Origin of the sequence: Subdoligranulum sp. APC924/74, from assembly GCF_003324125.1 — a bacterium.
GTDB classification, from domain to species: Bacteria; Bacillota; Clostridia; order Oscillospirales; family Ruminococcaceae; genus Gemmiger; species Gemmiger qucibialis.
In genome coordinates this window covers 26,011-46,526 of record NZ_PSQF01000014.1, presented here as the reverse complement: position 1 = coordinate 46,526, position 20,516 = coordinate 26,011, and the positions used below count along the sequence as shown (strand labels likewise).

General features: G+C 58.2%; 16 protein-coding genes and 2 tRNA genes. 5 read left to right on the top strand and 13 right to left on the bottom strand.

Annotated features, from left to right (window positions below):
• Positions 1-251 precede the first annotated feature (251 nt).
• Positions 252-327 (top strand) — tRNA-Ala (locus C4885_RS05985).
• Positions 328-641: 314 nt separating this feature from the next.
• Here the strand turns inward: C4885_RS05985 and ligA are convergent.
• Positions 642-2,660, bottom strand: a complete 2,019-nt coding sequence (gene ligA / locus C4885_RS05980; RefSeq protein ID WP_113999461.1) for an NAD-dependent DNA ligase LigA — start codon at positions 2,658-2,660, stop codon at positions 642-644.
• A gap of 181 nt (positions 2,661-2,841) precedes the next feature.
• Positions 2,842-2,917 (bottom strand) — tRNA-Ala (locus tag C4885_RS05975).
• A 170-nt stretch (positions 2,918-3,087) separates the two neighbouring features.
• Between C4885_RS05975 and C4885_RS05970 the strand changes: the two genes are divergently transcribed.
• Positions 3,088-3,717 (top strand): sporulation protein YunB, encoded by a 630-nt coding sequence (locus tag C4885_RS05970; protein ID WP_113999460.1) that lies wholly within the window; start codon positions 3,088-3,090, stop codon positions 3,715-3,717.
• 61 nt (positions 3,718-3,778) lie between these two features.
• Here the strand turns inward: C4885_RS05970 and C4885_RS05965 are convergent, their stop codons facing one another.
• The 8 genes from C4885_RS05965 to C4885_RS05930 all read right to left on the bottom strand — a co-directional run bounded on the left by C4885_RS05965 (position 3,779) and on the right by C4885_RS05930 (position 14,514).
• On the bottom strand, positions 3,779-5,053 hold the full coding sequence (locus tag C4885_RS05965) for a chloride channel protein (RefSeq protein WP_113999459.1): 1,275 nt from the start codon (positions 5,051-5,053) through the stop codon (positions 3,779-3,781).
• Between the two features lie 37 nt (positions 5,054-5,090).
• Positions 5,091-5,693 carry a toprim domain-containing protein gene (locus C4885_RS05960; protein ID WP_113999458.1) on the bottom strand — a complete coding sequence of 201 codons (603 nt, stop codon included), beginning with the start codon at positions 5,691-5,693 and terminating at the stop codon, positions 5,091-5,093.
• A complete protein-coding gene (gene holA, locus C4885_RS05955) occupies positions 5,690-6,721 on the bottom strand; it encodes a DNA polymerase III subunit delta (protein WP_158538819.1) in 1,032 nt (343 codons plus the stop codon). Before holA ends, C4885_RS05960 begins: the two co-directional genes overlap by 4 nt.
• A complete protein-coding gene (locus C4885_RS05950) occupies positions 6,708-8,840 on the bottom strand; it encodes a ComEC/Rec2 family competence protein (RefSeq protein ID WP_113999456.1) in 2,133 nt (710 codons plus the stop codon). Before C4885_RS05950 ends, holA begins: the two co-directional genes overlap by 14 nt.
• A 6-nt stretch (positions 8,841-8,846) precedes the next feature.
• Entirely contained in the window at positions 8,847-9,386 is a 540-nt protein-coding gene (locus C4885_RS05945) for a phosphoribosyltransferase family protein (RefSeq protein ID WP_113999455.1), read from the bottom strand.
• Between the two features lie 43 nt (positions 9,387-9,429).
• A complete protein-coding gene (locus C4885_RS05940; RefSeq protein ID WP_113999454.1) occupies positions 9,430-9,774 on the bottom strand; it encodes a histidine triad nucleotide-binding protein in 345 nt (114 codons plus the stop codon).
• A 76-nt stretch (positions 9,775-9,850) separates the two neighbouring features.
• The gene (alaS, locus tag C4885_RS05935; protein WP_113999453.1) at positions 9,851-12,511 is read right to left on the bottom strand and encodes an alanine--tRNA ligase; all 2,661 of its coding nucleotides are present in this window, start codon (positions 12,509-12,511) and stop codon (positions 9,851-9,853) included.
• A 383-nt stretch (positions 12,512-12,894) separates the two neighbouring features.
• Positions 12,895-14,514 carry a penicillin-binding protein 2 gene (locus C4885_RS05930; RefSeq protein ID WP_158538818.1) on the bottom strand — a complete coding sequence of 540 codons (1,620 nt, stop codon included), beginning with the start codon at positions 14,512-14,514 and terminating at the stop codon, positions 12,895-12,897.
• A gap of 854 nt (positions 14,515-15,368) precedes the next feature.
• On the opposite strand from C4885_RS05930, the gene C4885_RS05925 reads away from it, so the two are divergent.
• From C4885_RS05925 to C4885_RS05915, 3 genes are read left to right on the top strand one after another with little or no spacing between them, the layout of a single operon-like run.
• Positions 15,369-16,325 (top strand): hypothetical protein, encoded by a 957-nt coding sequence (locus C4885_RS05925; protein ID WP_147237774.1) that lies wholly within the window; start codon positions 15,369-15,371, stop codon positions 16,323-16,325.
• The gene (locus tag C4885_RS05920; RefSeq protein ID WP_113999450.1) at positions 16,325-16,558 is read left to right on the top strand and encodes a helix-turn-helix transcriptional regulator; all 234 of its coding nucleotides are present in this window, start codon (positions 16,325-16,327) and stop codon (positions 16,556-16,558) included. The genes C4885_RS05925 and C4885_RS05920 overlap by 1 nt, the downstream gene beginning before the upstream one ends.
• Positions 16,548-17,477 (top strand): hypothetical protein, encoded by a 930-nt coding sequence (locus C4885_RS05915; protein WP_147237772.1) that lies wholly within the window; start codon positions 16,548-16,550, stop codon positions 17,475-17,477. The genes C4885_RS05920 and C4885_RS05915 overlap by 11 nt, the downstream gene beginning before the upstream one ends.
• 152 nt (positions 17,478-17,629) lie before the next feature.
• Here the strand turns inward: C4885_RS05915 and C4885_RS05910 are convergent, their stop codons facing one another.
• The 3 genes from C4885_RS05910 to groES all read right to left on the bottom strand — a co-directional run bounded on the left by C4885_RS05910 (position 17,630) and on the right by groES (position 20,346).
• Positions 17,630-18,142 carry a VanZ family protein gene (locus C4885_RS05910; protein WP_158538817.1) on the bottom strand — a complete coding sequence of 171 codons (513 nt, stop codon included), beginning with the start codon at positions 18,140-18,142 and terminating at the stop codon, positions 17,630-17,632.
• Between the two features lie 245 nt (positions 18,143-18,387).
• Entirely contained in the window at positions 18,388-20,022 is a 1,635-nt protein-coding gene (gene groL / locus C4885_RS05905) for a chaperonin GroEL (RefSeq protein ID WP_113999447.1), read from the bottom strand.
• Between the two features lie 39 nt (positions 20,023-20,061).
• A complete protein-coding gene (gene groES, locus C4885_RS05900) occupies positions 20,062-20,346 on the bottom strand; it encodes a co-chaperone GroES (RefSeq protein WP_113999446.1) in 285 nt (94 codons plus the stop codon).
• Positions 20,347-20,516: the final 170 nt, after the last annotated feature.

The window sequence follows — 20,516 nt, the reverse complement described above, 5'->3', positions numbered from 1 at the left end:
CCCTGCTTCGGTTCGCTGTTTCCGCCACTGGCGGCGCTCACCTTTGCAGCATCCAGTATTATCTGCGCTTTTGGCTTGACATCTGCCGCACCTCGCTCGCCGTATCGGCACTTAGAATTATGCGGTATTGCCTTAGTTCCCCTGTCTTGCAGTTTTTTCAAAATCCCCCAAACTTTTTTGTCAAAATCTATTGACAACTGCTGTTTTGGTTGCTATAATACAATACGTTGTCAGGCGACAGCAGCACATCTGGGGGTTTAGCTCAGCTGGGAGAGCGCTTGCATGGCATGCAAGAGGTCACCGGTTCGATCCCGGTAATCTCCACCAAAAAGCACCGTATCTGGTTCAGGTACGGTGCTTTTCTTTTTGTCGCTTATGGGGGTAATGATGACCATTATGGCCTATGGGAAAGGTTATTTGCCGTATGGTGGGTAGAATGTTGGGTGCAGCCCGTTTGCAGAACGATGCAAACATCGTTCCCTACAAATTGGTTGCAATGTTCATAGCAGATTTCAAAGTTTCTCCGCGGCGGGATGAGGGCAGATATTGATAAATATAAAATAACTCCCCCGGCAGCGTTCCACGCGGTAATGCGGGACTGCTTGTCGAGGGAGTTTTCTTGCTTATCGCTTATTGATTTATCAGGTTTCTTCTTCCGGTTCCGGCTGTTCTGCCGGGGCGGGGGCTACCATGCGCAGGAACTCGGCTTCGTCAATCACGGGGATGCCGAGCGTTTGGGCTTTGGTCAGCTTGGAGCCTGCCGCGGCACCGGCCAGAACATAGGCTGTTTTTTTGGAAACAGAGCCGCTGGCCTTGCCGCCGTTCTGCACGATCATGGCCTCGGCTTCCTGGCGGGAAAGGGTGGGCAGTGTGCCGGTCACAACGATCGTCATTCCGGCAAGGGCCGTTCCCTTCTTTTCGCCGTGCCACTGCATATTTACACCCGCATCGGCCAGGCGGTGCAGCAAATCCGCAGTACCGGCTTTGGCAAAGAACTCCACCACGCTCTGCGCCATCACGCCGCCGAAGCCATCAATGCTGCTGATGTCCTCCGCTGCGGCGTTTCTCAGGGCGTCCATACTGCCAAAATGCTCAGCCAGCAGGGCGGCGGCTTTATCGCCAATATTGCGGATACCAAGACCGAACACCAGTTTATCCAGGTTGTTCTGCTTAGAGGAAGCAATGGCTTTGAGCAGGTTCTCAGCGCTCTTGGCTTTGAATTTATCCAGCGTCAGCAGCTGATCTTTGGTCAGGTCGTACAGGTCTGCTACTGAGTGCACCAGCTGGCGGTCAATCAGCTGCTGGGCGATTGCTTCGCCCAGGCCATCAATGGCCATGGCAGTGCGGGAGGCAAAATGGATGAGGTTGCGCAGGCTCTGGGCCGGGCATTCCGGGTTGACGCACCGCAGGGCGGCTTCATCCTGCAGGTGTACCACCGGTGCCCCGCAGGACGGGCAGACCCGCGGCATATGGTACGGCACTGAGTTTTCGCCGTGGCGTGCCACACCGATGACTTCCGGGATGATATCCCCCGCTTTGCGCACCTGGATGGTATCGCCAATACGGACGTCCATCGCTTCGATGATATCCTCATTGTGCAGGTTGGCGCGGGAAACGCTGGTACCCGCCAGAAAAATGGGGTCAAACACCGCGGTGGGAGTCAGCACGCCGGTGCGGCCAACAGTGACTTCGATATCACGGACAGTGCTTTCCTTGACTTCCGGCGGATACTTGAAGGCAATAGCCCAGCGCGGAAACTTGTTGGTGCTGCCAAGGGCCTGACGCGCAGTAAGATCGTTGACCTTGATAACAGCGCCGTCCATATCAAAATCAAGGGTGCCGCGGGCTTCGCCAATGCGCTGGATCTCAGCAATGGCATCCTCAATGTTGGTATATACGTTATAGCGCGGGGATACCGGGAAGCCGAGAGACTTGATATAATCCAGCGTTTCGCTGTGGGTGGTAAAGGTTTTGCCCTCCACCTGCTGCAGGTTGAACACAAAGATAGAAAGCCCGCGGGCTGCCGTGATCTTGGCATCTTTCTGCCGCAGAGAGCCAGCCGCCGCGTTGCGGGGGTTCTTGAACGGAGTTTTATCCTCCAGCTCCTGCTGCTCCTTCAGGGCAAAAAACGCTTCATGCGGCATATAGACTTCGCCGCGCACTTCCAGAAATTCGGGGGCATTGGGGATTTCTTTGGGGATAGACTTGATGGTGGCAAGGTTTTCGGTCACGTCCTCCCCCACCAGGCCATCGCCGCGGGTGGAGCCGCGGGTCAGGCGGCCGTTGCGGTATTCCAGGCTGACAGAAAGGCCGTCGATTTTGATTTCTACCACATATTCCGGCGTAACGCCTGCTTCCCGCACGCGCTGGTCAAACTCGCGCAGTTCATCCAGCGAGAAAGCATCCTGCAGGCTTTCCATTTTAACAGCGTGGGCCACCTTGCTGAACTTGCCGCTGGGGGTGCCGCCCACATGCTGGGTAGGGCTGTCCGGCGTGACAAGCTGCGGGAATTGGGCTTCGATGGTTTTCAGCTCGCGGGTCAGCTGGTCATACTCGTAATCTTCCAGTTCCGGGGCGTCCTGGTCATAATACAGACGGTTATTCTTTTCAATCACAGCGCGCAGTTCTGCTGCACGTTTGCGGGCCTGCTCCAGTTCCATGGTAGTATTTCCTCCGTTTGCGCGGTTATTCGGCTTGCTCTTCCGAGTTTGGTTTACTTTTTCAATGCACTTTAGTATGCCCGGCTGCGGGCAGATATAGAAAAGGCCGCCCTGCCTGTGGGCGGCTTGGACGCGATATAAAACAAAAAGCGCCCGGCAAAATTGCCAAGCGCTTTTGTTCTGGTGGAGATTACCGGGATCGAACCGGTGACCTCTTGCATGCCATGCAAGCGCTCTCCCAGCTGAGCTAAACCCCCAGATGCTTTGCCGTGGTTGGCTTTTCAACCGGCGACAGGTGTTATTATAACAGGGTGTTGGGTATTTGTCAACTAATTTTTTGAAAGTTTTGGGAGTTTGGCTCACTTTTTTGCTTTGCCGGGCATAGCATGGGCTGCGCGGAAAATAAAGCGGCGGGAGGTGATGCCCCATGCGCAAGTGCCGCAGTGCCGGGCACCGCAGCCGCCATGCCGCGCTTTGGCGGCGGCTGGCATTGGCAGCGGCAGTTTTCTGCCTTTGCTGGCACCTGGCCGACTGCATTGAAGATGCCATGTGGCCCGCCATGCGGGAAGTTGCCCAGCATGAATGCCGCAGCCTTGTGGTGCAGTGCCTGAACACAGCGGTCTATGGCGAGCTTTCCGCCAACCCGCAGCGGTATGCCGGGCTGTACACGCTGAACGGTGGCTGCCTGCTGGGGGACAGCGAACGGATCAACACCGCGCGGGCAGCCCTGGTGCAAACCGCCCAGCAGGCATTGAATACCATGCCGAAAAATGACATCAGCATTTCCTTAGGCAGCTTATCCGGCAGCATTTTCCTGTTGGAAATGGGGCCGGGCTGGGCGGTGCACCTGAACCCGGACGGGTATGTGGAGGGGCGCATGGAAGAAACCATGGAGCCCGCCGCCATCAACCGCACCCGATTTACGGCGGACCTTGTGCTGGAAACCACAGTGAATATTATCCTGAACGGCCGCGCCGCGCTGACCCAGGTGGAAGTACGGGTGCCGTTGGCCAGCTTTTTGTTGGATGGCGATGTGCCCGCTTATTATGGCAGTTGAATGATAAAAGCCGCAGCCCGCGGCAGGCTCCCCCCCTGCTGCGGGCTGCGGTTATACGGTTTTAATGATGGTTGTGGCCACGAATGATGCGGTATTCCGGTTCCAGCTTATCCGTCAGGAACAGCTGGCTGTGGTAAAGCCCGGCATAGCCGGAAAGCGCATAGGTAATGCCGCATACGATGGCAAAGTACCAAAGTCCCTGCGCACCGAACAGCTCGATTGCCAGCACCAGTGATGCCACCACGCAGTTGCTGGCACCGCAGAACACGCCAGCCAACCCAAGGGCTGCGCCAAAGCCCGCCGGGATGCCCAGCAGCGGCGCGGCCACACAGCCAAAGGTTGCCCCCACAAAAAAGCTGGGCACGACCTCACCCCCCTTAAAGCCAGAGCTGAGGGTAAGGGCGGTGAGCAGGATCTTGACGATCCAGTCCCACGGCAGGGCCTGGCCCTGTTCCACCGCAGCGGCGATGATGTTCACGCCCGCGCCGTTATAGCGCATGCTGCCATGCAGCAGGGTGAACACCACCACCACACAGCCGCCCAAAAAGGCCCGCACCCACGGGTTGGGCAGCAGCTTGGGCAGGCCGTGCGCAGCGCTGTGCAGCACAAAGCAGAACAGGTGCACCACCACCGCGCAGGCCAGCGCCAGCAGCACGACCCGCACGACCATGGCAGGTTCAAACGCCGGGGCTTCCACCGCAAAGCGCGTAGGGGTAACGCCGATAAGCTGAGCAACGCCATAGGCAATGATTGCCGCCGTAAAGCACGGGATATACGCCGCATAGAACACAACGCCCACGTTGACAATCGTCATGGCAAAAAAGGTTGCGGCAAGCGGGGTGCTGAACAAAGCGGAAAAGAACGCCGCCATACCGCACTGCACGGCCATGCGGCGCTCGTGCTCATTCAGGTGCAGCACGCCGCCGGCCCACCAGCCGATGGTGCCACCCATCTGCAAAGCAGCGCCCTCGCGCCCGGCACTGCCGCCGCCCAAGTGGGTGAGCACCGTGCTGATAAACATGACCGGCAGCAGCCAGAACCGGATGGGCTTGCCATCCTTGACGCAGTCGATCATATCATCGGTCGAAACGCCCTCCAGCTTTGCCGCTTTATAAAATGCCACGATGACAAGGCCGATGACCGGCAGTAAAAACAGGATGGCGGTGTGTTCGGTCCGCAGTTCGGTTACATGCTCCACAGCCAGATCAAACGCCGCACCAATGATACCGCAGGGCACGCCGGTAATCATGGCCAGTGCCAGCCATTTCAACAGCTCTTTTGCGCAGAACCATACGCGGCCCGCGCAGGATACGATCCTTTCCCTAATGTTTTCCATCCGATAGGTTTCCCCCTTCTACTTTGCAATAATTCCGTTACTTCATCGCCTCCAGCTGCGCCTGCAATGCGTCGCGGGTATACAGCGTATTGAGTACCTGAATGATCTCTTTTTTGCTCAGCCGCGGCGGCAGGCCCAGAATGCGCAGGAACGTGCGCCGCCGCTCGCTGGCGTTGGCGCTGCCGCTTAAGCCCCACTCATACAAATCGGTATAGGTAATGGGGTCCGTGTTCTGCTGCTGAGCCTGCAGGGGGGCCGCGGCCAGGGCGGTATGCAGCCCCTGCAGAATCAGGGCATCGTCCACACCTTCCACGCCAAGCAGGCCCTCCTTGCCGGGTTCCGGTTTGCGGGGTTCCTTACCGGGCACGGCGGGGATATAGGCCTGCAGCACGTTTTGCGGCCCCACAAGGCCGGTGATGTAGTGGCGTATCTTAAAGCCTGCGGCGTCGGAGTCCGTCAGCAAAATCATGCCCTGGGCGGCGGCAATGCGTTTGAAGAGCGCCTGCATGGTTTTATCCTTAAAGATAGCAAAACCGTCTGTTGTCAGGATGGTGGCATCCACAAGGTTGGCCAGGCGGGCGGCATCGTATTTGCCTTCCACCACAAGGGCCTGGGTCAGGTTCAATTTATTCTGGTTCATGCACGGCTCCTTGCCAGCGAAAGTTCGCAGATGGCTTTTTGCATCAGCAGCGGGGCATCCAGGCGGCTGCCTTTCAAATCCAGGTCCAGCTTTTGCAGGATGCGCAGGCTTTCTTCGATCTGGCTGCGCTGAAAGCGGGCGGCAGTCTGATCCGCGTTACCAAGGCGGTAGTTCCATTTGCCGGTATACTTAAAATCCTTGGCCAGGTCCGCCAGCGGGCGGCGGCTCTTTTTAGCCAAAAAAGCCCGGTAAATATCCAGATAGTTGCCGATCAGCGCGCCGGTAATAAGGATCGGCTCGTTTTGCAGTTCCAGCAGGGTTTGCAGTTTGGCCAGAGCCTGGCGGGTGTTGCCCGCCGCCACCAGCTTGACCATATCAAAGGTATCAGCGTCCAGCGTGACGGTGCCAAGCTGCTGAATCATTTGGGTAGTGATGGTGGTATAGCCACTGAGCGCTGCCAGCTTGGCGATCTCATTTTGCAGCAAAAACTGGTCGTCGCCGCAGCGGTCCAGCAGGGCGGCTTCGGCACCGGGAGCAAAGGTGGTGTGATACTCCCCTGCCCAAGTGCGGGCCATCTCCTGCAAGGCGGCGCGGCCGGGTTTAGTGATCTGTACACAGTAGCCCAGTTTTTCGCATGCGGCGATGAGCTTTTGCTCCCGCTTGCCAGGCTTGATTTTGCCGTATTTTTCTTCCAGCAGGCTGGTCAGCACAAAGACGGCGTTCTCGGTATCGGAAAGGGTATCGCAGAGCTCCTGCAAATCTTTATCCGAATAGGCAGACGGACGAATGAGCGGCAGCATAACCAGCCGGCGGCCGCCAAAGAACGAGATGGTGCCCGCCGCCAGCACAATATCCTCCACACTGGGGGTGGGGCCGTCCAGCGTGGTGGTATCGGGGGCTTCTTCGCTCAAAAACTTTTCGGCTTTGGCGGCGGCGCTGCGCACCAGAGCTTCATCACTGGCATAAAAGTAAAACACCGGGCAGCCGGACTTGAGACGTTTTTTCAGTTCGGTTTCACTGTACAGCAAGGGGCTGCACCTCCTCATACACAACACTTTTGCCGGGGCGCACCACGGCAGTCGGGGTTTCGGCATCGTAATAAACAGGGGTATCCCCCGCTTTGGACAGCCATTTGGGTGTTTGCTGGTTGCACAAAATTGCCTTTGCCTGAATGGCTTCCGGGCAGCTGCCACCCGCGCAGTACAGATCCACTGCCACCGGCTCGGCCAGGATCAGCTTGCCCGCACTGGCCGCGGCGTGCCAGCCGCCGACATCCAGTACCGCAAGGGCTGCGGCGTTGGTGTGCAGCAAATCAACTTCCACGGTATCCAGCAGCTGCAGATGGGTCAGGCCCTGCGGCAGGTCGGCAATGGTCAGCAGCTGCGCGGCCTGCAGGGGCATTTCGCCGGGTTCGGTGCGCAGGTCGATCACTGCGGCAAGTTCCGGCGCGCCGTTCTGGGTCAGGTACTGCTGCACCGCACGGCCATTGGCGGCGCTACCGCGGTAGAGCACCACGGCGCGGTTATTCTGCACCGCCACCACGCAGCCATTGCCCGCGGTGCCCACCATGGCCAGGCGTACCACATCGCGCTGCATGGTGCCGCCCAACATAACGGCTGCCACTGCGCACACAAAGCCAACGGGCACAAAGCGGCGCAGCTGCCGGGTGCGCCAGAAAAGCGCCGCCAGCACAGCAAAAACAGCCAGCACCCACAAAGTATACCGCACCGGCAGGGCAATGTGGGCCGCCGGCAGAGCCGCGCACCAGGCGGCCAGGGTGGTCATCAGGCGCAGCACAATGCCAAGCAGCAGGCTTGCCCCGTGGAACAGCGGGTCCAGCACCGGCACAAAGGAAAGCACCAGCGCCAGAATCCCCAGCCGCAGCGCCGGGCCAAGCAGCCACACCACCAACAGGTTGGCGGGCACTGCGGCATCACTGGCTGCCATGCCGTGCAGCAGCAAGACCGGTAAGGTTGCCAAAGTAGCCAGTACCGCAGTCTGCACGGCATCCACCGCGCGGAGCACGATGGCAAGGGGCAGCGGCAGGGCGGTTTGCCGCCTTTGGTTATGGCGGGCCGCATAGCGCACCTGCACAAACTGTGTTTGCCGTTTGGCCAGCGCCGAAGCTGCCAGCACGCCCAATACCCCGCAGACGGAAAGCTGGAAGCCGATATCACACGGGGCAAAAGGCTGCTGCACCCCAATGATGATGGCGGCCAACGCCAGCGCGGTAAGGGAATCCGACGGCTGGAGCAAAAGGCCGCCCACCAGCATGATGAGGAACATAACGCCCGCACGGAACACCGAGAACGGCAGCCCTGTCAGCCCCATATAGAGCAGCAGAACCGTGATTTGCAGCAGGACCCGCGGAACCGAGAACCGGCTGCGCCGCCCCTGCCCCATGGCAAACAGGCCGCACAGCAGCGCCACATGCAGGCCGGAAACCGCCAGCAGGTGGGCAATGCCCGCCGTGCGGAAGGTATCACGCCATTCGTCCGTCAGTTCGCTTTTCTCGCCCAGCAGCATGGCAGCTTCCACCCCGGCAAGATTTTGTGGCAAGTAGGTGGTTAACCGTTTGGCAACCGCCTGCCGCAGGTGGTACAGCCGGTACGGCAGCGCATCCGAGGTTCCCTGCCAGATATAATCCGCCTGATAGGATGCCCCAAGCCAAGTACCCTTGGCATAGCGGGACATGCGGTAAGAGTCCGCCCGCAGGGGCTGCAGTTGAAACTGCCCGGTAATGATATCCCCTGCTTCGGAATACGGCAGGTCTGTGCAGTATACTTTAAGCGAGGTTTTGCGGTCATCCAGCCGGGTGATAAGCAGCGTTGCCCGCACATTGCCCGGCTGCCAGGAGGTTTCGGCGTCCGGCTGCACAATGGCGGTACAGGCATAGGTTTGCCCTGCCAGGCTTTGGGCCGGTTTTACCACGGCCAGCTGGTAAGCAGCGCTCCACACCAGGCCAGCCAGCAGCCCTGCCACGGCGGGCAGCGCAAAGCGGGCCGCCCGGCGCTGGGTAAAGGCAGCAAAGAGGAACAGCGATATAAAAAGTGCCGCCGTCAGCAGCGAGGCCAACGGCGGCAGGTACGCCGCGGCCAGCTCTGCCAATGCGAAGGCAAGACCAAAGCCAGCCAGCTTACGAGTCATGAGTTTTTAGTGGGCAAACAGGGGCAGCGGCTCAAGGAAGATGATATCCTTGCGCTCAGCTGCATCGCCTTCCGCCAGAACAGCTGCCTGGGCCACAATGGTGCCGGAGCTGCGGGCTGCCAGTGCATCCAGCGCATGCAGGCTGCCGCCGGTGGAAATTACGTCATCCACAACCAGGATGCGCTTGCCGTTCATATAGTCAAGGTCTTTTTTATCAATGACCAGGGTCTGCTTGCCGGCGGTGGTGATGGACTGATCCTCCACGATGACCGGATCCGCCATGTACCCCTTGACACCCTTGCGGGCGGGGATCCACTGCTTGCCGCTCTGGCGGGACATTTCGTATGCCAGGGGGATGCCCTTGGCCTCGGCAGTCAGGATGACATCAAAATCCGGGCACTTTTCCAGCAGGGCCTTGGCGCAGGCAATGGTCAGCTCAACATCGCTGAACATGATAAATGCGGCAATGTCCAGGTGGTCATTGATTTTGCAGATGGGCAATTCACGGGTCAGGCCTGCCACATGCAAGGTATAGGTTTTTGCCATAGTAAACAACCTCTTTTCACATTTCGGTGCAAAGGAGCCTGCATCAGCCCGGAGGCCATGCAAGGCTGCGCTTTGCCAGCACATGGAAGTGCAGGTGCTTCACGCTTTGGCCGCCATCGGCGCCAACGTTGGTCACAACGCGGTAGCCGCTTTCGTCCACGCCAAGCTGCTTGCACAGGTTGGCGATGGTGGCGTAAATGTGGCCCAGCAGCGCAGCGTCCGCTTCGGTAAGCTTTGCCGCAGATTCAATATGCTGCTTGGGGATCACCAGAAAATGCACCGGTGCCTGCGGGTCAATATCATAAAATGCCAGCAGAGTGTCATCCTCATACAGCTTATTGGACGGGATCTGGCCCGCTGCGATTTTGCAAAACAGGCAGTCATCCATCGGTTTTGCCCCCTTTCCCAGGGTGCGGGGCGGTTGGCCCGGCACCCCAAAATTGTACAGTTGTATTATAGCACGCTCAGTTTGCTTTTTCCAGATTTTCTTTCACAATGCCTTCCACAGCGTTCAGTGCATCGTCGATCTTGGAAGTATCGCGGATACCGGCCATGGCGAAGTCCGGCTTGCCGCCGCCGTTGCCGCCTGCAATGGCAGCGATCTGCTTAACCAGGGCACCAGCCTTCAGACCGCGGGCCAGGGCGTTTTTGCCAACGCCGACAGCCAGGGTGGTCTTGCTGCCATCGGTGCCGATCAAAGCGCCGACTGCGTTGGGCTCTTTATCACGCAGTTTATCCATCATGCTGCGCAGGGTATCAGGGGTGGTGCCGTTCAGATAAACGGTAACAATGCGCACGCCGTCAACCTCGACAGCATTCTGGAACAGGCCGTCGATCTGGCTGGATGCCAGCTTTGCCTTGGCGATCTCCAGCTGCTTGTTGGCCTCTTTCAGCTCAGCGGTCACAGCCTGGGCACGGGCGGCAACATCCTTCATGTTGTTGGCCTTCAGGGCAACAGCGGTGTTGGCCAGTTCAGCGGTACGGTCGTCCAGCAGGTTCAACACGCCGTAACCGGTGGTGGCCTCAATGCGGCGGATACCGGCGGCAACGCTGGCTTCGGACAGGATCTTGAAGCAGCCGATCTGGGCAGTGTTCTTGACATGGGTGCCACCGCAGAACTCAACGCTCCAGCCGCCTGCATCCACAACGCGGACAACCTTGCCGTACTTTTCGCCAAACAGAGCCATAGCGCCCATCTTTTTGGCTTCCTCAATGGGCAGGTTCTGGATGGTAACAGGCAGAGCGGCAAAGATTTTTTCGTTCACGCGCTTTTCCACTTCCACCAGTTCTTCGGGGGTAACGGCGTTGAAATGGGTAAAGTCAAAGCGGGTGATCTTGTCGTCCTGGTAGCTGCCGGCCTGGTGGACATGCTCGCCCAGCACTTCGCGCAGGGCTTTCTGCATCAGGTGGGTGGCGGTGTGGTTGCGGCAGATGGAAGCGCGGCGCTGTTCATCCACAGCAGCGGTTACGGTATCGCCTACGCGGATGGTGCCGTCCAGCAGGGTGCAGGTGTGAACATAGAAGCCTTTGGGGGTCTTTTTGACCTGGTTAACTTTCAGGTTTGCAGTGCCGCTGGTCAGGTAGCCGTGGTCAGCAACCTGGCCGCCCATCTCGGCATAGAACGGGGTACGGTCCAGAACGACCAGCACATTCTCGCGCTCTTCATAGTCGGTGGAAACCGCATCGTTCAGTTCTTCGCCGTCAGACAGGGCCAGAACCTTGGCGGTTTCTTTCAGCACATCATAGCCGTCAAACGCGGTCGGCTCAGCGTTCAGTTCACCGAACAGGTCCTCGCTCCAGCCGGAGATATCCTTGGCCAGGCGCTCGGCACGGGCGCGCTCACGCTGGCGGGTCATCTCGACATGGAAAGCAGCTTCGTCAATGCCAAGGCCGGCTTCGGCAGCGATCTCCTTGGTCAGATCAAGCGGGAAGCCGAAGGTATCGTTCAGCTTGAAAACATCCAAGCCGGACAGGATCTTCTTGTTGGTCTCGTGCAGGTGCTGGATCATGCCGTTCAGGATGTTCATGCCGGAGTCAATGGTCTTATAGAAGCGCTCCTCCTCGGTGCCAATAACTTTCTTGATATAGGATTCATGCTCGCGCAGTTCGGGGTAACCAACCTCGCTGGAGACGATAACGGTATCCACCAGATCAGTCAGGAACGGATGGTCGATGCCCAGCATACGGCCATGGCGGGCAGCGCGGCGCAGCAAGCGGCGCATAACATAGCCGCGGCCTTCGTTGGAGGGCAGGATGCCGTCAGAAGCCATGAACACGGTAGCGCGGATATGGTCGGTGATGACGCGGATGGAGATATCGTCCTTCTCGTTTGCACCGTACTGTTTGCCGGAGATGCGCTCCACATGGTGCAGAACAGCGGCAACGGTATCGACCTCGAACAGGTTATCCACATCCTGCATGACAACGGCCAGACGCTCCAGGCCCATGCCGGTATCAATGTTCGGTTTGGGCAGCAGCGCATAGGTGCCCTTGCCATCGGAATCATACTGGCTGAACACCAGGTTCCAGATTTCCATGAAGCGGTCGCAGTCACAGCCAACGCCGCAGGTCGGCTTGCCGCAGCCATACTTCAGGCCGCGGTCAAAGTAGATCTCACTGCAGGGGCCGCACGGACCGGAGCCATGCTCCCAGAAGTTATCCTCTTTGCCCAGGCGGACCATGTGGTCTTCGGGGATGCCGACAGACTTGGTCCAGATATCATAGGCCTCGTCATCGTCCTGATAGACAGAGATATACAGGCGGTCAGCGGGGATTTCCAGCTCTTTGGTCAGGAACTCCCAAGCCCAGGGAATGACCTCTTTCTTGAAATAATCCTGGAAGCTGAAGTTGCCCAGCATTTCAAAGAAGCAGCCATGGCGTGCGGTAATGCCGACGCGCTCAATATCCGGGGTACGGATGCACTTCTGGCAGGTGGTAACACGGTGGCGGGGCGGTTCTTCCTGGCCAAGGAACCACTTTTTCATAGGTGCCATACCGCTGTTGATAAGCAGCAGGCTGGGGTCGTCTTTGGGCACCAGCGGGAAGCTGCCAAGGCGCAGATGGCCTTTGCCTTCAAAATAGTGCAGGTATTTTTCGCGTAATTCGTTAAGTCCTGTCCACTGCATGATCCTGATTCTCCATTTCGTATGCTGAAATAATTGGGATACTGTTTTGCCCCGGGTTTTACCACAGCCGCAAAAAAAGGAAAAGAAAAACGGCCTTTGCCCCGCCAGACAGCTACAATGCCGTCCAGCACAGGGGCGAAAGCCGTATAACTTCCGTGGTACCACCCAGATTGCAGGCTGTACAGCCTGCCGCTTTGGTGCGCCTTAACGCGACGCATACGTCCGATTTTTTCGGAAGCTCCGGGGCGGCACTGCCCTGCCCGCACCGGGTGCCTTGCAGCTTAGCGGCACCCTCTCTGAATGGCTGCGGATAATGGGGCATTGACCCTTTCAACGCTATTTTTCCTTTTACCCTATGATTATATGCCAGCGTTCGGTGCTTGTCAACCGTTTTCTGCCGGTTTTTCTGTTATAGCTGCATCCAGAACGGCAAGGGCATCCGCTACCTGGGCAAACAGGGCGGCGCTGCTGGTTTGGGGCTTTTGCTGGGAATCCTGCAAAACGGTGATGGTATAGCGCGGAGCATCCGCCGGGTAAAAACCGGCAAACCAGTAATGCAGCAGCTCTCTGCCGTCTGCATCAAACTGGCCGGTCTGAGCCGTGCCGGTTTTACCGGCGGCGGTACCGGTATGGGGCTGGGCATCGCCGCCAATGCCGCTGCGGACAACGGTTGCCAGCATACTTTGCAGCACCCGTGCAACCGCCGGGCTGCAGGCCGCTGCGGGCTGCGGCTGCTGCGGAACTTGCGTCCCGCCGGTGATGCTGCTGACAATACAGGGGCTGTGATATACCCCGCCGGAGGCTATGGCATTGAACATGGCCGTTACCTGCAATGGGGTAACGGTCAGCCCGCCCTGCCCGAACGAAAGGCTTGCCAAACTGCCCGCATTTTGCAGGTCTGCCGCGCTGGGCAGTTCCCCCGCCGCGCTCTTCAGCCCCGGCGCCAGCAGGGCCGGGGTGCCAAGGCCAAAGCTCTGCGCGGCATTCAGAATTGCCTGCCCGCCCAGCAGTTGGCCCAGCGCAATAAAGTAACAGTTACAGCTTTGTTCCAGCGCGCCGCGCAGGTTGACGGTGCCGTGCGCCCGCCCCAGCGCACAGCGGAAGGTTTCCCCCGCCGTCTGGATGCTGCCGGTGCAGTCATAGGTGAACCAGTCCAGCCCCTGGGCATAGGCTGCCGCAGCCAGCACCACCTTGAACACAGAACCCGCGCTGAAAGCGGACAGACTGCGGTTAATGAGGGAGGTATCATCGGCGCGGATGCTGGCGGCGATATCATCGGGGTCAAATTCCGGCATACTGGTGCTGGCCAAAATTTGCCCGCTGCCCACCTGCATGACGATGATGCAGCCTTTGCTCATATTTTGGGCGGCAATCGCTTCGCAGGCACGCTGGATGTTAGCATCCAGCGTGAGGGTAATGGCTGTGTTGGTACCGCGGGCGGTGGTTTGCACCTGCGGCGTGGTGCCCGCCAACAGATCCCCACGGGCAGTGGTGGTGCAAAGCACGGCCTGAGCATCCCCCGCCGCAGCCAAAAGATCATCATAGGCCTTTTCCAGCCCGGTCATACCGTGGCCGTCCCCATCCAGGTAGCCGATCAGGTGACGGGCGATGGGGGTTGGCAGATAGCGCCGGGCATCCGCCACCATGAACACGCCGTTTGCGGACAGATCATCTTCCACTTCAATCAAAAACGGGGTGATGCTGTTGCGGCGGGCATACAGCTGGGCCTGCTGGGCAAACGGCACAAAGGGAAACAGTGTGGCATAGCTGGAATCCCCCGGTATGCAGAGCGCGTACCACCGCGGAGTAACGCCGGTTAGGGGGCGGCCTATCCTATCATAAAAATTGCCGCGCCGGATGGGGAGCACGGTTTCGCTGACGGTCTGTGCCGCCGCGCTGGCGGCATAGCTTTGGTCCGCCGCGATCCAGAACACACGGCAGAGCACCAGCATCCCTGCACAGAGCATGGCGGTGCAGAGGACAGCAAGGCGGCGGATGCTCATGGGCGTGGTTTCTCCTTTCCTAAGGCAATACCGCATAATTCTAAGTGCCGATACGGCGAGCGAGATGCGGCAGATGCTAAGCCAAAAGCGCAGATAATACTGGATGCTGCAAAGGTGAGCGCCGCCAGTGGCGGAAACAGCGAACCGAAGCAGGGGCAGCGGTCGCAGAGTGCGAGGGGCTTTTGCCCCCGAAGCACGATGCGGGTACCGCAACCCGACATTATCGAGCATTTTGGCAACGCAGATGCCGTGCCGCAGCCGCCGAAGCGGTGCTTAAGCCGCTAGGCGGGAATTGTGCGGTGTTACCCTAATATGCTGCACCAAGTGCATGGTATCAGCCACTTGTTGAAGTATCGCCCGCTGCCGCTGGTTTTATGCTTTCTTTTCTGTCTTTTCGGGTGCAGCAAAGCATTGCAAAAGATTTTGCAGTGGAATTATTGACAAACGATAATTCATGTGGTACGCTGATGATAGTAAAATTATTGTTTTATTATAATTTTACTTTTGATTTTTGGTTTGCAGAATGATAAATTAAATCAAGGGCAATACCGCATAATTCTAAGTGCCGATACGGCGAGCGAGGTGCGGCAGATGCCAAGCCAAAAGCGCAGATAATACTGGATGCTGCAAAGGTGAGCGCCGCCAGTGGCGGAAACAGCGAACCAAAGCAGGGGCAGCGGTCGCAGAGTGCGAGGGGCCTTTGCCCCCGAAGCACGATGCGGGTACTGCAACCCGACATTATCGAGCATTTTGGCAACGCAGATGCCGTGCCGCAGCTGCCGGAACGGTGCTTAAGCCGCAAGGCGGGAATTGTGCGGTGTTGCCTTAGCAAAATCAGAAAGGATGTGGAAGCGATGAAGCGTTTCCGTGTATTTTATGGCGGGCTGGCGGGGCTTGCCGCGGCCTGTGCGCTGGGGGCATGGTTCGCACCGGTCGAGGCCGGGTGGCTGGCGTTCCCCTGGGTCAGCATCGGGGCCGGGCTGCGGGTGCTTTCGTTAAGCGGCAGTGTGGGCAATGTGGCGGCCTGCGGGCTGTATGCCCTGCTCTGCCTGCTGCCTGCCGGGATTGCGCTGCGGGATATCCGGCACCACTGGCCGCTGGTTGGGTTCAGCGCGGTGCTGGGGCCTGCGCTCTATTTCCTCATCAATCCGGGGCTGCTGGCCCAGCGGATGGGCGGCCTGCCGCAAGAAGTTGTCGTGGCCATGCTGGGGCAGCTGATTTGGGCCGTTGCGCTGGCCTGTGCCGTCTGGCTGCTGTTGGGGGCGCTGCATCGGCGCAGCCTGAACACCAGCAGCCTGCTGCACGGGATGCAGATAGGGCTTTGCCTGCTGGACGGCGCGTTTGTTGTTTCCGTGTTTGGCGTGGGGTTGCTGGATCTGCGCGGGCAGATTGCCGCCGTGCGGCAGGCAAACACCATGCTGGACAATACAGCTTTCGGCACGCTGAACCCCACCGCTTTATTTCTGGTCTGCGGCTGGCTGGTGCAAAGCCTGCCTGCCCTGCTGAACCTTGGCATTGTACATGGGCTGCTGCAGCTGGTTAAGCTCGCCCAGGCGGATCGTTTTGCCCCCGGCATGGCACAGGCCGCCGCGCACTGCGGCACACTGGCCGGCGGAGCTGCGGCGGTGGATGTTACAGTACAAGCAGTGTTTTTGGCAGTACAGCTTTGCGCCGCCGGGCAGCTGCACCAGCTGAACAGCGGGCTGCACATTGCCCTGCTGCCCATTCTGTTTGCGGTAGCGGCGCTGCTGTTCAGCCGCTGGCTGGCCGAAGGCTGCGCCCTGCGGGAAGAAAACGAGGGGTTCATCTGATGGCGATCAAAGTGTATCTGGATGAACAGCTGCGGGCACGCGGCATAACGGCCAAAGAACTTTGCGCCAGGGTGGGCATTACCGAAGCAAATCTTTCCATCCTGCGCAGCGGAAAAGCCAAAGGTGTGCGGTTCCACACCATCAACCGCATCTGTTACTATCTGCAATGTGATGTTGGCGATATTTTGAAATTTGACGGCGAACTGGACGAAGGTGATTGTGATGAAACGTAATATGTTATTCGGTGCGGGTGCCGCTGCCCTGGCCTGCCTGTTGGGCGGCTGCCGGCTGGCGGTACCGCAGGGCGCGGCAGGGCAGGATACTTTGATCGGCGGGTACGCCACATGGGAGAGCATCCCCTATTTTTCCGAGCATTTTCTTTCCGGTGATTGTTCCCCTGCCCATCTGTACGCGGACTGGAGCAGCGCCGACCGGCCGGAGGGTGCGCAGTGGCGGAATATTTTCCCCAATGTGACCGGTTATGCGCTGTGCCAGAACACGGCGGAGGAGGACGGCGATACTGTTTATCTTGGCAGTGGGGCCGACCCGTATTTCAGCGGCCTTGCCTACAACAGCGCATACAACGGCAGTGAAACCACCGAGAGCATGACCGGCACGCTGTATGCCGATATCGGCCAGATTCGTGGAGATATTACCGGCTTTACATTCAGCCCGGTATACCAGACAGCGGACGGGCAGATCTACCTGGCGGAGGGCCAGCGCGTAACCTGCAGCACGCAAAATCTGGAAGGTTCCAGCCTGTCCCTCTCGGTCAGCGCGGCACAGACCGAAAGCAGCAGCTGGGACGGCACCAGCAAAACCGAGCAGAGTTTTACCGCCAAACTTTCCTTTTTGTATGCTGCCCAAGCGGTGCGGGTGCTGCAGATGGATGCGGATTATGGGGTATTGGGACAGGCCGACTACCCCGCCGCTGCGGTGCCGGAAGAGCTGAAATTTTTGCCGGGCGCTGAATTTATCCTGCTGGAAAGCCGCAGCACGGATACCGCCGGAGCTGAGCACACGGCGCGGCAGATCATTGGGCGCGATGAGCTGGAAGATTACGGGGCGGACGGGCAGATGAAATATGTGACCCTCTACCTGCGCGGAGACGGCCCGCTGGCCGAAGTACACGCCATTGCCCTGAAAGGTTAAGGTGTATCTGAAGCCAAAGAAGCGGTGCTTGTAGAAATAGACTAAATTTTCAGATAAACCCTAAAACAGACCACAAACAACACCACCCGCCGGGCGTGTGGGAAAGCAGCGCAATGCTGCTTTCCCTGCCCCGGCAGGTGGTGTTGTTATTTTTATTGTTGTGTTTTGGCCGCTTTGTGCCGCAGCCAGGCAGTAACCAGAAAAGTGATGGCAATGCAGGGCAAAAAACCGAGCGCATCCACGCCGACATCCTGAATCATTCCGGCGCGGCCCGGGATAAAGAGCTGGTGGAATTCATCAGTGCCCGCATAGGCGGTACAGGTCACAGCGCTGATCAGTGCTTCTTGCACAAGCTGTTTGGCCCCGCCCGCTTTGCCTGCGCTGCCAAACAGATGGACGGTGACGGCGGTGCTGACACCGAGAGTACAGTAAATATAAACATGTGCCCACTTGCGAATGTTGGCATTGTCGTTCTGGCTGCTGAACCACTTGGGGGTCAGGCGGTGAGCCGCGGTGGATTCCACTTTTTCCGTTATCTGCTGGCTGAGGGCAGAGGAGCTCTCCCCCGGCTGGGCGGAAAACAGAAAGATTGCCGCCATGATGGCCAATGTAATGCACAGCATCACCGCGCGCACAAGTTTCAGTTTATTGTTCTGCTCCGGCATTCCCGTACCTCCGCGTTCCATCGTGCCATCATGTACAATACACATGGCATACTTGAAAAGCATACCAGTTTTGCGGTGCAGAATCAAGCGAAAAAAAGACACATCCGCATGGATTGTACGATGTTATATTTATTTTATCTTTCACTTTATTATTTCTGCCCTTATTGGCTGCAAAACCGCAAAAAGGGCCGCAGCCTTTACGGGCTGCGGCCCTACATATTACTTTATGCGGTGCGGCTATTAAATCAGTACATGCCGCCCATGTCACCGCCGGCGGGGGCTGCCGGTGCCGGGGGCTCCGGCAGGTCAGCGACCAGGCTTTCGGTGGTCAGAACCATAGCGGCAACGCTGGAAGCATTCTCCAGAGCGGAGCGGGTGACCTTGGTCGGGTCAACAATGCCGGCTTCGATCATATCGTCAACATATTCTTCCTTCTGGGCGTCATAGCCGTAGTTGGGCTTGCCGGCCTGCAGAATGTTGTTGATGATAACGCTGCCTTCCAGGCCAGCGTTTGCGGCGATCTGGCGCAGAGGAGCTTCCAGAGCCTTGCGGACGATCTTAGCGCCAGTGCGCTCATCGCCTTCCAGCTCGCTGACCAGCTTATCAACAGCGGGGATAGCGTTGATGGTAGCGGTGCCGCCGCCAGCAACGATACCCTCTTCAACAGCAGCCTTGGTTGCGTTCAGGGCGTCCTCGATGCGGAGCTTCTTATCCTTCATCTCAACTTCGGTAGCAGCGCCGACCTTGATGACAGCTACGCCGCCAGCCAGCTTGGCCAGGCGTTCCTGCAGCTTTTCACGGTCAAAGTCAGAGGTAGCGGAAGCGATCTGGGAACGAATCTGGGCAACGCGGTCAGCAATGGCCTGCTTATCGCCAGCGCCACCGACGATGGTGGTGTTCTCCTTGCCAACCTTGACCTGGCGGGCGCTGCCCAGCAGCTGGATGGTAGCGTCCTTGAGCTCATAGCCCAGGTCGCTGCTGATGACGGTGCCGCCGGTCAGGATGGCGATATCCTGCAGCATTTCCTTGCGGCGGTCGCCAAAGCCGGGAGCCTTGACAGCAACCACATTCAGGCCGCCGCGCAGACGGTTGATGATGAGGTTGGACAGTGCGTCGCCCTCAACATCCTCAGCGATGATGAGCAGCTTGCGGCCGGACTGGATCACGGACTCCAGCAGAGGAACGATATCCTGGAACACGCTGATCTTTTTATCGGTGATCAGCACGCTGCAGTCCTCGTAAACGGTTTCCATCTTCTCGGTATCGGTGACCATGTACGGGGTAACGTAGCCACGGTCAAACTGCATGCCTTCCACTACCTCGGTGTAGGTTTCAGCAGTGGTCTTGTTCTCCTCAATGGTGATCACGCCGTCAGCAGTAACCTTTTCCATAGCGTCAGCGATCAGCTGGCCGATCTGTGCATCACCGGCAGAAACGGTGCCGACACGGGCGATATCCTTGCTGCCGTTGACTTTCTGGCTGTGTGCCTTGACGGCCTCAACAGCGGTGTTGACAGCCTTCTGGATGCCGCGCTTGATGTCCATCGGGTTTGCACCGGCGGTAACGTTCTTCATGCCCTCGGTAACAAGAGCCTGTGCCAGAACGGTAGCGGTGGTGGTGCCGTCGCCGGCAGCATCATTGGTCTTGGTGGCAACTTCACGCACGAGCTGTGCACCCATGTTCTCGAAAGCGTCTTTCAGCTCAATTTCCTTTGCGATGGTAACGCCATCGTTGGTGATGACCGGGCTGCCGAACTTCTTGCCCAGAACAACGTTGCGGCCTTTGGGGCCCAGGGTAATCTTAACGGTATCAGCCAGCTGGTCAATGCCGGCGCAAAGAGCCTTGCGGGCGTCTTCGCCCTGCTTAATCTGTTTTGCCATAAATCAGCATCTCCTTTTATCAGTAAGAACAGTTAAAGTTTACTCAACGATTGCCAGGATATCGCTCTGGCGGACAATGGTGCATTCCTCGCCGTCAACCTTGACTTCGGTGCCGGAGTACTTGCTGGTGAGGACCTTATCGCCAACCTTGACGATCATCTCAACGTCTTTGCCATCGACATTGCCGCCGGGGCCGACTGCGATAACTTCAGCAACCTGCGGCTTTTCCTTGGCGGAACCGGTCAGGATCAGGCCGCCCTTGGAGGTTTCTTCTTCTTCAACGAGTTTGATCACAACGCGATCAGCAAGAGGTTTGATTTTCATGATGAAATATCCTCCTATAATTAAAGTTTCTTTGAAACATTTTGTTTAGCACTCTTTTCTCCTGAGTGCTAAATCTATTATAGCGTTCCTTTGCCAAAAATCAACCCCTTGAAGTATAAAATTTTTGTGAACAGTGTTTTTTGCCGTTTATTCGTTGTAATTTATTAGCG

Coding starts and splice junctions, on each gene's coding strand:
- ligA (WP_113999461.1), bottom strand. CDS start 2,660: ATGGAACTGGAGCAGGCCCGCAAACGTGCAGCAGAACTGCGCGCTGTG.
- C4885_RS05970 (WP_113999460.1), top strand. CDS start 3,088: ATGCGCAAGTGCCGCAGTGCCGGGCACCGCAGCCGCCATGCCGCGCTT.
- C4885_RS05965 (WP_113999459.1), bottom strand. CDS start 5,053: ATGGAAAACATTAGGGAAAGGATCGTATCCTGCGCGGGCCGCGTATGG.
- C4885_RS05960 (WP_113999458.1), bottom strand. CDS start 5,693: ATGAACCAGAATAAATTGAACCTGACCCAGGCCCTTGTGGTGGAAGGC.
- C4885_RS05950 (WP_113999456.1), bottom strand. CDS start 8,840: ATGACTCGTAAGCTGGCTGGCTTTGGTCTTGCCTTCGCATTGGCAGAG.
- C4885_RS05945 (WP_113999455.1), bottom strand. CDS start 9,386: ATGGCAAAAACCTATACCTTGCATGTGGCAGGCCTGACCCGTGAATTG.
- C4885_RS05940 (WP_113999454.1), bottom strand. CDS start 9,774: ATGGATGACTGCCTGTTTTGCAAAATCGCAGCGGGCCAGATCCCGTCC.
- alaS (WP_113999453.1), bottom strand. CDS start 12,511: ATGCAGTGGACAGGACTTAACGAATTACGCGAAAAATACCTGCACTAT.
- C4885_RS05930 (WP_158538818.1), bottom strand. CDS start 14,514: ATGAGCATCCGCCGCCTTGCTGTCCTCTGCACCGCCATGCTCTGTGCA.
- C4885_RS05925 (WP_147237774.1), top strand. CDS start 15,369: ATGAAGCGTTTCCGTGTATTTTATGGCGGGCTGGCGGGGCTTGCCGCG.
- C4885_RS05920 (WP_113999450.1), top strand. CDS start 16,325: ATGGCGATCAAAGTGTATCTGGATGAACAGCTGCGGGCACGCGGCATA.
- C4885_RS05915 (WP_147237772.1), top strand. CDS start 16,548: ATGAAACGTAATATGTTATTCGGTGCGGGTGCCGCTGCCCTGGCCTGC.
- C4885_RS05910 (WP_158538817.1), bottom strand. CDS start 18,142: ATGCCGGAGCAGAACAATAAACTGAAACTTGTGCGCGCGGTGATGCTG.
- groL (WP_113999447.1), bottom strand. CDS start 20,022: ATGGCAAAACAGATTAAGCAGGGCGAAGACGCCCGCAAGGCTCTTTGC.
- groES (WP_113999446.1), bottom strand. CDS start 20,346: ATGAAAATCAAACCTCTTGCTGATCGCGTTGTGATCAAACTCGTTGAA.